Below are 11,886 nucleotides of genomic sequence, written 5' to 3'. Positions count from 1 at the left end.
AGCATGAACGCGCTCATCCGCTGGTCCATACGCTATCGAAACTTCGTCGCGCTGCTCTCTGTCGTCTGGTTCGTCGCCGGTATCTTCTTGGCGATGCGAGCCCCGCTCGACGTCTTTCCCGAGTTCGTACCGCCTCAGGTGACGATCCAGACCGAAAGCCCAGGCCTCGCACCTGAGCAAGTCGAACAGATCATCACGCGCCCGATCGAGGCCGCGGTCATCGGCGGCCCCGGAATTCATACCGTTCGCTCTGAATCGATTTACGGCCTCTCCGTCGTTCTCGTGACGTTCGATGAAAGCGCCGACGCCAACGCGGCCCGGCAAGGCATCGCCGAACGTCTGACGACCTTGAACGGAAAGCTGCCGGCAGGCGTCGGGCCGCCGAAGCTGACGCCTCTGACGTCGAGCACGATGGACGTGCTGAAGCTCGGCATTCTCTCCGACGAGGTCGATCCCTATACGCTGCGCGATATCGCGGATTGGACCATCAAGCCACGGCTGCTGGCCGTTCCCGGCATCGCGCGCGTGACGGTCTACGGTGGCGCGATAAGACAGGTTCAGATCCAGCCCGATCTCGAACGCATCGCAGCGCTTGGGCTGACAGTGACCGACGTCATGAACGCGGCGAGCAACGCTACCGCATTGCGCGGTGGCGGCGTGATCGAGACCTCAGCACAACGCATTACCATCGAGACGCCGCCGCCGGGACCCGACCCGCGAGCCATTTCGCAAGCGCTCGTCACGATGCAGAACAACCGCCCGGTGCGCCTCTCGGACGTGGCGACGATCACGATCGGCCCCGCGCCCAAGATCGGCGACGCCACGATCATGGGCCAGCCCGGCGTCTTGATCACTGTTTCAGGCCAGTTCGGCGCCAATACGCTCGACGCCACCAAAGCGACGGAAGCCGCGCTCGACGAATTGCGCCCCGCGCTCGAACGCCGGGGCATCACGATGTACCCGTCGCTGCACCGGCCGGCATCGTTCGTCGTGCGCGCATTGAAAAACCTTGAAACCGCTCTGCTGCTCGGATCGGCGTTGATCCTGTTCGTGCTCTACGCATTCCTCAGAAGCGTACGCGCGTCGCTCATCTCGTTTCTTGCAATCCCGCTGTCGCTCCTTGCAGCGGTCGTCGTGCTGAAGGAATTCGGCCAATCGCTGAACACGATGACGCTCGGCGGCTTTGCCTTGGCGCTGGGCGTGCTTGTCGATGATGCAATCATCGACATCGAGAATATCGCGCGCCGCTTGCGCCTCGCCGGTCCCGACGCCGACCGCTTGACCGTTATCGAAGACGCCTCGGTCGAAATCCGCGGCTCCATGCTTTACGGCACGCTCGCGGTGATCTTCGCATTCTTCCCCGTGCTCTTTGCCGGCGGCGTGCAAGGCCGGTTCATCGGCCCGATGGCGCTGACATTCATTCTGGCGGTGCTGGCCTCGATGCTCGTCGCGCTCACGGTGACGCCAGCGCTCTGCGCGCTCCTGCTGACCAAAAGCGAGGACACGAAGGAGTCGCCTCTCGTGAAGGGGCTCAAAGCCGCACAGGCCTGGATTCTAGGCGTCGTCCATCGCGCCTGGGGCGCAACGGTTCTGGTGCTGACGCTCGGCGCCCTCGCTGCTGCTGCCGCCGTTCCCTACCTCCATAGCGAACTCATCCCGCAGTTTCGCGAAGGCCATTTCGTGCTGCAGATGGCGATGGCGTCTCCCGGCACTTCGACGGATGACGTCGTGGCTGTCGGCGAGCGCGTGACACAGGCTCTGCTGAAGTTGCCGTTCATCGATACCGTTGGACATCAGATCGGCCGCGCCGAAGCGGGCGAAGACACCTGGAGCGTCGACCGCAGCGAATTCCACATCGAACTGAAGCCGGTGCACGACAAGAGTGAGGAGGAAGCCCAAGATATCATCCGCGACACCCTCAAAAGTTTCCCGGAAGTCAGAAGCGAGACATTGACGTTCCTCGGCGATCGCATCAGCGAGACCTTGAGCGGCGAGACCGCCCAAGTCGTCATCAGCGCCCTGGGAACGGACCTCTCCTCACTCGAAAAAGCCGCCGCCGAAATACAAGAAGCCGTCGAGGACATCCCCGGCGTCACCGATCTCAGAATGCCGCGAAGCGCGACCGTGCCGACATTGTCGGTCCAGCTCGACCCAGCAGCACTTGCCAACTATGGCCTCACCTCGCGCGACGCGCTCGAGGCAATTCAAACGGCCTTTGCCGGAACCACAGTGGGCCAGACGTACGACGGCGCACGTACCGTCGATGTGGTCGTCATCCTTGCACCTCAGGATCGCAACCGTATCAGCGAGCTGAACAAGCTGATGATCGGAAACACCAACACGCGAACGCTCCTGAAGAACGTGGCGACCGTCACGCTGACCGAGGGCCGCTCCAACATCCAGCATGACGGGGCCCAGCGGCGCGTCTCCGTCACCTTCAATGGCGCAAAGGGGTATTCGCTGCGCCATATCGTGAGCGAGGCGCGCGAGCGCGTGACAGCGCTCAATCTTCCCAAAGACGTTTACGTCTCCTTCGCGGGTCAAGCCGAGGCCGAAAGGGAAGGGCAGATCCGGCTCGCCGGTCTGACCGCGCTGAGCACCGCCCTCATTATCGCGGCGCTGGCGATGGCCTTCCGCCGCCGCGGCCTCGCGATCCTGGTGCTGATCAATCTGCCGTTCTGCCTCATCGGCAGCATCGCAGCGATCGTGGTCAGCGGCATCGGCATGACGCTCGGCAGCCTGGTCGGCCTCATCACTGTTTTCGGCATCGGCGCGCGCAACTCGGTCATGATGTTGGCCCACGTCGAGCATGTGGCCGACGAGGAGGGCAAGGGTTGGAGCCCGGAGACGATCCGCCTCGCGGCCTCTGAGCGCCTCGCTCCGGTTTTCATGACGGCGTTGATGGCGGCGCTCGGCCTCGTGCCGCTAGCGCTGGGTCTTGGCCGGCCCGGCCACGAAATCGAAGCGCCAATGGCGATCACTGTCCTGGGCGGCTTGACGACGGCGACGCTCCTCAACCTCGGCGTATTGCCGGAAGCGCTTATTCGTCTTGGCCGTATCTTGCGGATTTCTCCGTCCGCGCCTGACGCGAAAGCCGCGCAACCTGAGATGCCGGCAGCCGCAAGACCCGCCGCTGCGGAGTGAGTTCTGCGCGCCTCAGATCGGAACTTTGAACTGATCGACCACATAGGCCGTCAGCTTCTGAGGGTCGTGCTCGCCCGCCCGCATGAACCCCGTGACGAGAAAAGCGACCCGTTCGCGTCCCGCGGCGTCCGTCTTCGGAATGGCGAGTTCGTTGCAGGCAAGATCCATCGCCTGCTGCATGATGTTGAGATGATTACTGTCTATGACCCCACGTGGAAACGGCATGGTGGCGCCCACTCTCTAACAACCCGTCACCCACGACTCCGAAGGGGCGGGGTTCGTTCCGTCCGTTGTTGCCGCATGGGTGTGCGGACGTGACCGCAAAGATGCAGTCATGCTGAGTAGAACGCAGCCGCCGCCGTCGCGTCGTTTCAAGGCTCCAGCATCCGGCCGCAGCCGGCGTTCGGGCGTACATATATGAGTGCGCCGGGCTCGAAAGCTGCGGCTGCAGTGCGCCGTGGCGTATCAATCATCAGCTTCTGGCCGCCGCCGATTTCGGCGAAGACGCGCAGCATGGGCCCGTAGAACACCGTCGACACGACTTGCGCCGGAAGCGCGCCGTCGGATGGGGCGGGGAAAACGGTGATCTCTTCCGGGCGTATGCAAACCAATGCAGGTGCCCCCGCGGCTGGCGCCCTTCCAGGATCGCAGGGCGCTATGTCGAAGGTCATCGGACCGGCCGCAATGCGATGCGTTTGCGCCGTGGCCTCCAGAACCTTGCCTTCGAGCAGGTTCATCGTCCCGATGAAATTTGCAACGAAGCGCGTCGCTGGCGCATCGTAAAGTTCGGCCGGCGTCGCGATCTGCTCGATCCTGCCGCGGTTCATCACCACGATGCGATCGGAAATCGACAGCGCCTCCGTCTGATCGTGGGTCACCATGACGAACGTGGTGCCGAGACGTGCCTGCAGCCGTTTCAACTCGATCTGCATCTGCTCGCGCAGATTGGCGTCGAGCGCCGACAGCGGCTCGTCGAGAAGCAGCACCCGCGGCGAACAGACAAGCGCGCGCGCAAGCGCCACGCGCTGGCGCTGGCCGCCCGAAAGCATCGAAACCCGCGCGTGGATCTTGTCGGCAAGCCCGACGAGTTCCAGCGCCTCCGTCACCCGGCGCTTTATGTCGGCACCGGAAAGCTTGCGCAGCGACAGCCCAAAGCCGACGTTCTCGGCCACATCCATGTGCGGAAAAAGCGCGTAATCCTGAAAGACGGTATTGACCGGCCGGTCGTAAGGGCGAAGCGCGGTAATGTCCTGCCCATCGAGAAGAACGCGTCCGCTGGTGGGCATTTCAAAGCCCGCCATCAGCCGCAAGCTGGTTGTCTTCCCGCAGCCCGAGGGGCCAAGAAGACTGACGAATTCCCCGTGGCCGATATCGAGATCGACGTTCTCGAGACCTACCGTGCCGGTATCGAAAATCTTGGAGACGGCATCGAGGCGCAACAGTGGATCACGCGCCATTGCTGATCTCGTTCGGCTTCGCTGTGTTCACCCAAATGATCTCGCAACGCTCTTTGCCGCGGTTGCGGAAAGAATGCTCAAGCGTGCTCTTGAACGCAAAGCTGTCGCCCGTTTTGAGGAGATAAACGATGCTATCGATGGTCAACTCGACTTGGCCTTTGCGGATGATGCCGAATTCGTACCCGGCATGGCTATAAGAGGCGCCCGTCCCGCTTGAGGGCTCGACCGAAACCAAAAGCCCGGTGAGCACGGAGCTCGGCGGCGAAAGAAGCTCTTTCTGAATGCCTTCGGACCGGACGGGAATTTCCTTCCGGTGCGTGGCGCGGACCACATAGAGGTCACCGCCATCTTCCTGGCTCTCGGCCAGAAGGGTATGCGGTTCGACGCCGAGCGCCGCAGCGAGCGGCCACAGCACGCGTACGCGCAGAGATGAAATTCCCCGCTCGATTTGGCTCAGCGCGCCGACCGAGATGCCGGCGCGCTGAGCAACATCTGTGAGACCCAATTTCCGTTCCAGACGCGCCGCACGAATGCGGCGCCCCAGACGAATGTCCGCGTCCGATGGCACCTGGTCCGAGACGTCCGCGCGTCCTTCCTTCACTTTCGTCCGAGCCACGTTGGTTGCCTTTCTTCGAGATGCAGAGTTGGATCGCATTTCCAGAATTATAGGCTGTGCCGGTCAGCCGCCGGCTTTGACTTTCTCAAACATCTTGGCGAGATCGTCGTTCTGTTTCATCGGGCCGGTGAAAACCGTGTTCTTCAAAACGACGTTGGGGTCGTCGGGAAGCTGAAGCCGGTCGAGCTCTTCCTTCGGGACCAGGGCGAACGCCGCGCTGGATGCGCTGCCATAGCCATATTGCGTGATCAGCTCTTTGCCCGACGCACCTTCCAGACGGCTGTTGATGAAGTCATAAGCGCGGTCGACGTTCTTGGCGTCCTTCAGCATGACGAAGCCGCAGCTCCATGTCAGCATGCCTTCTTTCGGCTTCAGGAACTCAACCTTGACGCCCTGCTTCTTGAGCGCGGTAGCAGACGCATTCCACGTCATCGCCGCAACGAGTTCGCCGCTCGCCAGCGATTGCTCGACGGAGGTCATGTCCGTCGTATAGGCACGAAGCAGCGGCCGCTGCTCGCGCAGTTTCGCCGCGACCTTTTCCAGTTCCTCAGGCGACATGTCGAACGGGCTGACGTTCGCCAGCAGTGCTGCGACGACGGGTGTATCGTGAACGGCATCGATCGTCGCAATGCGCCCGCTGTACTGCTTGTCCCACAGCAAATTCCAGCTCGGTGCAGGATCCTTCACGAGATCCGTCCGGTAGAGAATGGACGTATTGCCCCAATCCCAGGGAACCATCCAGACCTTGCCGTCACCCGCCTGAATGTCGGGAAGGTCCTTGAATACGGGAAAGATCGTGTCCCAATTTTTGATGCGCTTGGTATCGATCGGCTGCAGCAGGCCTTCCTTGTTCCAGCGCGCGATCTTGTCGTAGCAGGGGTGCGCGAGATCGGGATGGAAGCCCGCCTTGACCTTCGTGAACGCTTCGTCGTCGTCGCTGAAGACCGAGGTTTCAACGCCATCCGGGTGGGCAGCGAGGAAGCTCTTGTTGAAATCCGGCAGTTCATATCCGGACCAGGTGAAGTAGGTCAGCTTATCGGCCGCGAGTACTGGCGTCGCGAGTGCGGCGATAATCGTCGCAAGGCCGGCGGCCCTGCGAAGCATCGTGCGTGTCGTCGAACCGTCCATAGCTTTTTTACTCCCTGTTCGCGCTCAAGAAATCGGCAGAGGTCTTGGTGTAGTGACGGGAAGTTCGCCCGAAGCACCGCGCCGCCGGATGAGTTCGGCAGCGGTCGCGATGATGATCGAAGCAACGAGGATGCAGGTCCCAAGCGCCATGACGCTCGGCAGCTGCTTGGGGAACCGCAGCTGACCCCACACGAAGAGCGGCAGCGTCGGCTCGGTGCCCGACAGGAAGAACGCGACGATGAATTCGTCGAACGACGTCAGAAACGACAGCATGAACGACGAGGCGATGGCGGGCGCCGCGAGCGGCAGAACGATACGGCGGAACGTCGTCCATTCATGTGCGCCGAGATCCATCGCGACCTCGCTGAAGCTCCTCGGCAGCGAAGCAAATCGCCCGCGCATGATCACGACGGCGGTCGGCAGCGCGACCAGCGTATGTCCCAGTATGATCGCGGTTCGCGATGGCCCGAGGCCCGCGAGGTTGACGAGGATCAACAGCGCGATGCCGACGATCACTCCCGGAATCAGGATCGGCAGACGGCAGAGGCCGGAGATCGCTTGCGAAATGCGCTTTCCACCGGCGACTTCCATATAGCCGACGGTGACGCCGATCGCGGTCGCGAGGAACGCCGCGGAGAAGCCGACGATCAAACTCGTTTTGAAGGCGCGATGCAGATTTTCATTGCCCCACAGGCTTCCGTACCATTCGAGCGTGAAGCCGCTCAGCGGAAACGCGGCCTGGACCGAGTTGTTGAATGAGAAGAGCGGAATGATCGCGATCGGCAAATACAAGAACAGCACGTAAGCGATGAGATAGGCCCGCAGCCAAGTGCCATTGCTGGAGCCCGCCTGCATCACGTTCTGCTCCCGAAGCGCTTGTCGGCAAGCCGCGCGGCCACGACGACGGCAAGGATGACAACCATGACGATCACCGAAAGCGCAGCGCCAAACGGCCAGTCGTTGGCTTTGCCGAATTGCGCCTGGATCATCGAGCCGATCATCGTACTGTTCGGCCCGCCGACGAGCGCCGGCGTGACGTAGTCGCCGACGGTCGGCACGAACACCACAAGCGCCGCCGCCATGACACCCGGCATCGAGATCGGCAGGATGATTTTGCGAAAGATCGAGATCGGACGCGCGCCCAGATCCTCGGCGGCTTCGATAAGCGATTTCGGCACGTTCTCGAGCGCGACATAGATGGGCAGAATCGCGAATGCCGCATAGGCGTGCGCGAGCGTTACGACCACGGCAGCCGGAGTGTTGAGGAACGCAAGTATCGGTTCCGACGTGATGCCGGTCGTCAGCAGGGCCGAGTTCAAGACGCCGTTGTAGGCGAGCACGACCTTCCAGGCGAAAACGCGCAGGAGATAGCTCGTCCAGAAGGGCAGCGTCACGATGAAGAGTAGTAGCCCGCGATGCTTGCCGGCATGAAATGCCAGATAGTAGGCGACCGGATAAGCCGTGACGACCGTCGCCAGCGTGACGAACCCGGCGATGGCGAGCGAACGGATGATCACCGTCGCGTAGAGAGGATCCGTCAGCGCGGCTTGCAGATTGCCCAATGTATAGGCGCCGCCGAGCAGCGAACCATCATTCGTGCGAAGACCCAAAAAAAGCACGACGCCGAGTGCAAACAGGACGAGTACGGAGGTGGCCAGCGCCCCGGGTAATGACATTCCGATGAAGAAAAGCCGGCGCTGGCGTTCAGATGCCACCGGGTGCGCCGAGAGCTTTTCAGTCGAAACGTTCATCGGTGCCGTTCCTGAATTTACGAGATACTTTTTCACAATCCAGAAAAAGTCAATCCTTAGACGGCCTATCTTTCGAGCATGTCGATGAGGCGATACCAGGCAATGGCGGCGCCAATGCCGATGTTGCGAAAAGCGTGAAATGGAATGGGCCGGATCGGCGTCAGCGGAAACGGGATAAGATCCGGATCTTTCGAAACGAAATAGTCGACGAGGCGAGGGCCGAGCGCAGTCATCAAGCCGACGCCGCGGCCCTGACATCCTGCGGCGACCAGCAATCCGGGCTCCGGTTCGTGCACGTGCGGAAGATGGTCGAGCGTCAACGCCACGCGGCCAAACCAGCGCTTTTCGATCGTGACGCCCTCAAGCGCCGGATAGAGCCGCTTCAGGGCGTGCTCGAGATGTGCCCATGCGTCTGAGCTTACGGGTTCGGCCATCGATCCCCGGCCGCCAAGCAGCATTCGGCCATCCGGCCCCTTGCGGAAATAGACGAGGATACGCCGCGAGTCCGAGACGACCTGATCTTCCGGCAAGATCTGCGAAAGGAGATCCTTGGAAAGTGGCGCCGTCGCGATCTGGAACGAATGCAGCGGCAGCAGCGTCCGCGCGAGGCCCGGGATAAGATCATCCGCGTACGCGTTCGTGGCGACGATGACGCCGCGGGCGCTCATGGAGCGTCCATCCACGGCGTTCACTATCCATGCGCCGTTTGTGCGTCTTATGGAGGTAACCCGCGTGTTCTGGGCGATGCAGGCGCCCGCTTCGATGGCGATCCTGGCCAGCTCGCGTGTATAGGCCAGAGGTTGAATTGCGCCCGCGCGAGGATCGAGCCAGCCGCCGAGATAACCGCGCGCGCCGGTGAGACGTGTGACTTCCGCCGTGCTCAGGACTTTGGCCGGTACGCCGCGCGCGATCCACTGTTTCGCCCGCTGCTCGGCCGTCCGCACCGCAGCTTCCGAATGCGCCGCTTGGATCCATCCATTCCGCTGATGCGGAACGTCAAGCTTCTCCCGCACGATGAGATCGAATACGTCATCGGCAACCGATGAAGCAAACCGCACGAGAGCCTCGCCGCGCTTCTGCCCGAAGTGCTGCAAAAGCCAATCCGGATCGTACTTGAGCCCCGGAATGACCTGCCCGCCGTTCAGTCCAGACGCACGATCTCCGATCTGGGCAGCGTCCAGCACGCGCACCGAAAGTCCGCGCCGCGCCGCATGAAGAGCGGAAGAAAGCCCAAGAATTCCGCCGCCAACGATGGCGAGGTCGACATGTTCGCTGGATTTGAGAGCATCGGACGCAAGCGGCGCAAACGTAGGATCTGCCCACGCGGACTTGGCTTGGTAGCCCTCAACCATCGCTCGCCCTCAAAATGAAGAGGCGGGCAGATTTTCACTAATGTGAAAGTTTGTAAAGCGGGGAGGATAGGCGCCCCATATGGGCGCAGCTGATCGCGCGGTCAGAATTCTGAGCCGAGGCGCCCCGCGGTTTCGATAAGGGCCGCGGGGCCTGGCTCCTCTTCCAGCGACCCGTACAGCAGTTCGACGCGTGTCTCAGGTATGCCGCAGTAGCCGAGAATGCCGGTTTCCAACTGCGTGCGCACGGCTTCCTCGTAATGGCGTTTCTTGTAATCTTCCGCCGAGGCACCCGCGACCGCCAACATCCACGCACGGTTGTGGGGATACTTGCTCCCGCCGTAGGCCCATCCGTTGTTCCATACGCGATCGATCCAGCCTTTGAGCAGCGCCGGCATGGACCACCACCAGACGGGAAAGACCATCACGGTGGCCTCATTGCGCTCGACGCGCGCCATCTCGTTCTGAACTTCTGACGAATAGATCTTCTTCGGGTTATTCGGATCCGGCTCGTCGGGTTCTCGCATAACCGGGTCGAAGGATTCTGCCATGAGATCGGCAATTTCGATCTCGTGCCCATTGGCCTTTGCCGCGTCTGCAAATGCTCGGGCCACGGCATGGGTCAGTGAGTTTGCACGCGGATGCGCAACAACGAGAAGAATTCTCATGCGTGTCGTCCCTTCGAACACCTTGGCGCATCAGTAAGATGGCGGCGCTCTCGCCCAGACTACAACGGCCTCGACCGTGCAGCGGTTGCGGGCGCTGAGGTGTGGTTGAGGGAAAGCTGAAGCTGTCGCCTTCTTTCAGTGTGAACGACTGTTCGCCGATCCAGCGCTTCAGCGACCAGCACGATGAAGAGGCCGGCCCCGGAGCGGACTCCGTCAATCAGTTCATCCGGTCGAAGGATGCGGCAAGGCTTGCATGTTTTGGGGAGAGCGCGAGGCGCGCTCACATTGCCGAACGCTGGAGAGCGCGGACCGAAAGGCCCGCGCTTGTCATTTTGCCGTTTGCCCGGCCAGTAGTTCGTCATAGGCGAGAACGGCGTCGAGAAGCACCTGCGCGCCCGCAGCGCATTCATCGAAGCTCGTCGATTCCGCCTCATTATGGCTGAGACCGCCTTCGCACGGTACGAAGATCATTGTCGTCGGGGCGACGCGGGCGATGTAAGCCGCATCGTGTCCCGCTCCCGAGACCATGTCGCGCATCGCAAAGTTCGATTTGGCCGCAGCGTGGCGCACGCAATCGATCAGCTCCGGCGCGAACTTCACCGCAGGCGATGACCAGATGCGCTTTTCCTCATAAGTCAGCTGCAGGGGAGGGAGGTTTGCCTCCAACGCAGCGCGCAACTCCGATTCCATAAGGTCGAGAGCATCTTCATCGGGGTGCCGCAGGTCGATGGTAAAGAAGACCTCGCCGGGCACCACGTTGCGGCTGTTCGGCTTGTTCTCGATAAGGCCCACGGTCGCGACGCCCGGCTGATGCTTCTGCCCGATGGCGTCCACCGCCTCGATGATGCGCGCCGCGCCGACCAGCGCGTTCTTGCGCAGGTACATCGGCGTAGCCCCGGTATGCGCATCGACGCCCGTGACCGTCACCTCGTACCAGCGCATGCCCTGCACACCGGTGACGACGCCGATCATCTTCTTCTCGTTTTCGAGGATGGGACCCTGTTCGATGTGAAGCTCGAACATGCCTGAGAACGTATGGTCGCCGGCCTTCATCGTGCCGCGATAACCGATGCGTTCCAGCTCTTCCAGAAACGTGACGCCTTCGCGGTCCGCCTGCTGGTAGATGTATTCCGGCGGAAACGCTCCCGCGAAAACACCCGATGCCATCATGGCCGGAGGAAAGCGCGAGCCTTCCTCGTTCGTCCAATTGACGGCCTCGATCGGCGCGTGGGTCTCATAGTCCTGCTCGTGGAGCGTGCGCAGCACTTCGAGCGCACCAAGCACGCCGAGTATGCCGTCGAACTTGCCGCCCGTCGGCTGGGTGTCGAGGTGCGAACCCATGGCAATGGGCGGAAGGCTGTTGTTGCGACCTGGCCGGACGGCGAACATGTTGCCGACCTCGTCGATACGCACGGTGCAGCCGAGCGCTTCGCATTGAGCTTTGAACCAGTCGCGGACCTGCCGGTCCTCATCGGAAAGGGCGAGCCGTCGAATTCCGCCCTTTTCAGTACCGCCGAACCGGGCGGTCTCCATCAGGCTGTCCCACAGGCGTCGTGAATTGATGCTGAGATTGGTTGGCATGCGATTTCCAGTGATTTGACGGCCGACACTAGCTGCAAATCGCTGTGGCACAATTGGGAAAAATACCCGCAGTCCGGGAGGGAGACTGTCTCTTGCCTCTGCGCCGAAGGAGAGCGGGAGATGCAACCTGCAATGGGCGAGCCGTCGGCTCAGTGCCAGCCGGAGGATGAGGCCCAGCTGCGATAGCGTCGC

The 11,886-nt window shown here is 61.9% G+C and carries 10 protein-coding genes; 1 reads left to right on the top strand and 9 read right to left on the bottom strand.

Features of this window, described 5'->3' with window-relative positions; translation table 11 throughout:
- Positions 1-3 precede the first annotated feature (3 nt).
- Complete coding sequence (locus VFG26_RS07800) at positions 4-3,144, top strand: efflux RND transporter permease subunit (protein ID WP_325023962.1); 3,141 nt, start codon at positions 4-6, stop codon at positions 3,142-3,144.
- 12 nt (positions 3,145-3,156) lie between these two features.
- Here the strand turns inward: VFG26_RS07800 and VFG26_RS07795 are convergent, their stop codons facing one another.
- The 9 genes from VFG26_RS07795 to VFG26_RS07755 form a co-directional block, all read right to left on the bottom strand.
- Positions 3,157-3,369 carry a hypothetical protein gene (locus VFG26_RS07795; RefSeq protein ID WP_325023960.1) on the bottom strand — a complete coding sequence of 71 codons (213 nt, stop codon included), beginning with the start codon at positions 3,367-3,369 and terminating at the stop codon, positions 3,157-3,159.
- Positions 3,370-3,515: 146 nt separating this feature from the next.
- The gene (locus VFG26_RS07790) at positions 3,516-4,601 is read right to left on the bottom strand and encodes an ABC transporter ATP-binding protein (RefSeq protein WP_325023958.1); all 1,086 of its coding nucleotides are present in this window, start codon (positions 4,599-4,601) and stop codon (positions 3,516-3,518) included.
- Entirely contained in the window at positions 4,591-5,217 is a 627-nt protein-coding gene (locus tag VFG26_RS07785; protein ID WP_325023956.1) for a cupin domain-containing protein, read from the bottom strand. The genes VFG26_RS07790 and VFG26_RS07785 overlap by 11 nt, the downstream gene beginning before the upstream one ends.
- Positions 5,218-5,280: 63 nt before the next feature.
- The gene (locus VFG26_RS07780; RefSeq protein ID WP_325023954.1) at positions 5,281-6,345 is read right to left on the bottom strand and encodes an ABC transporter substrate-binding protein; all 1,065 of its coding nucleotides are present in this window, start codon (positions 6,343-6,345) and stop codon (positions 5,281-5,283) included.
- A 24-nt stretch (positions 6,346-6,369) separates the two neighbouring features.
- A complete protein-coding gene (locus VFG26_RS07775) occupies positions 6,370-7,200 on the bottom strand; it encodes an ABC transporter permease (protein WP_325023952.1) in 831 nt (276 codons plus the stop codon).
- Positions 7,200-8,096, bottom strand: a complete 897-nt coding sequence (locus VFG26_RS07770) for an ABC transporter permease (protein WP_325023950.1) — start codon at positions 8,094-8,096, stop codon at positions 7,200-7,202. The genes VFG26_RS07775 and VFG26_RS07770 overlap by 1 nt, the downstream gene beginning before the upstream one ends.
- 65 nt (positions 8,097-8,161) lie before the next feature.
- On the bottom strand, positions 8,162-9,448 hold the full coding sequence (locus VFG26_RS07765) for an FAD-dependent oxidoreductase (RefSeq protein ID WP_325023948.1): 1,287 nt from the start codon (positions 9,446-9,448) through the stop codon (positions 8,162-8,164).
- Between the two features lie 101 nt (positions 9,449-9,549).
- The gene (locus VFG26_RS07760) at positions 9,550-10,113 is read right to left on the bottom strand and encodes an NAD(P)H oxidoreductase (RefSeq protein WP_325023947.1); all 564 of its coding nucleotides are present in this window, start codon (positions 10,111-10,113) and stop codon (positions 9,550-9,552) included.
- 327 nt (positions 10,114-10,440) lie between these two features.
- Entirely contained in the window at positions 10,441-11,694 is a 1,254-nt protein-coding gene (locus VFG26_RS07755) for a M20 family metallo-hydrolase (protein WP_325023945.1), read from the bottom strand.
- Positions 11,695-11,886: the final 192 nt, after the last annotated feature.

It is taken from the genome of Hyphomicrobium sp. (assembly GCF_035687085.1).
Taxonomy (GTDB): Bacteria; Pseudomonadota; Alphaproteobacteria; order Rhizobiales; family Hyphomicrobiaceae; genus Hyphomicrobium_B.
The sequence above is the reverse complement of the archived record's forward strand: the minus strand, read 5'-3'. Positions and strand labels throughout refer to the sequence as shown.

What these genes read in the sequence shown, in the direction of transcription:
- VFG26_RS07765 (WP_325023948.1), bottom strand. Translation starts at nt 9,448, where the DNA reads ATGGTTGAGGGCTACCAAGCCAAGTCCGCGTGGGCAGATCCTACGTTT.
- VFG26_RS07770 (WP_325023950.1), bottom strand. Translation starts at nt 8,096, where the DNA reads ATGAACGTTTCGACTGAAAAGCTCTCGGCGCACCCGGTGGCATCTGAA.
- VFG26_RS07755 (WP_325023945.1), bottom strand. Translation starts at nt 11,694, where the DNA reads ATGCCAACCAATCTCAGCATCAATTCACGACGCCTGTGGGACAGCCTG.
- VFG26_RS07775 (WP_325023952.1), bottom strand. Translation starts at nt 7,200, where the DNA reads ATGCAGGCGGGCTCCAGCAATGGCACTTGGCTGCGGGCCTATCTCATC.
- VFG26_RS07800 (WP_325023962.1), top strand. Translation starts at nt 4, where the DNA reads ATGAACGCGCTCATCCGCTGGTCCATACGCTATCGAAACTTCGTCGCG.
- VFG26_RS07760 (WP_325023947.1), bottom strand. Translation starts at nt 10,113, where the DNA reads ATGAGAATTCTTCTCGTTGTTGCGCATCCGCGTGCAAACTCACTGACC.
- VFG26_RS07780 (WP_325023954.1), bottom strand. Translation starts at nt 6,345, where the DNA reads ATGGACGGTTCGACGACACGCACGATGCTTCGCAGGGCCGCCGGCCTT.
- VFG26_RS07795 (WP_325023960.1), bottom strand. Translation starts at nt 3,369, where the DNA reads ATGCCGTTTCCACGTGGGGTCATAGACAGTAATCATCTCAACATCATG.
- VFG26_RS07790 (WP_325023958.1), bottom strand. Translation starts at nt 4,601, where the DNA reads ATGGCGCGTGATCCACTGTTGCGCCTCGATGCCGTCTCCAAGATTTTC.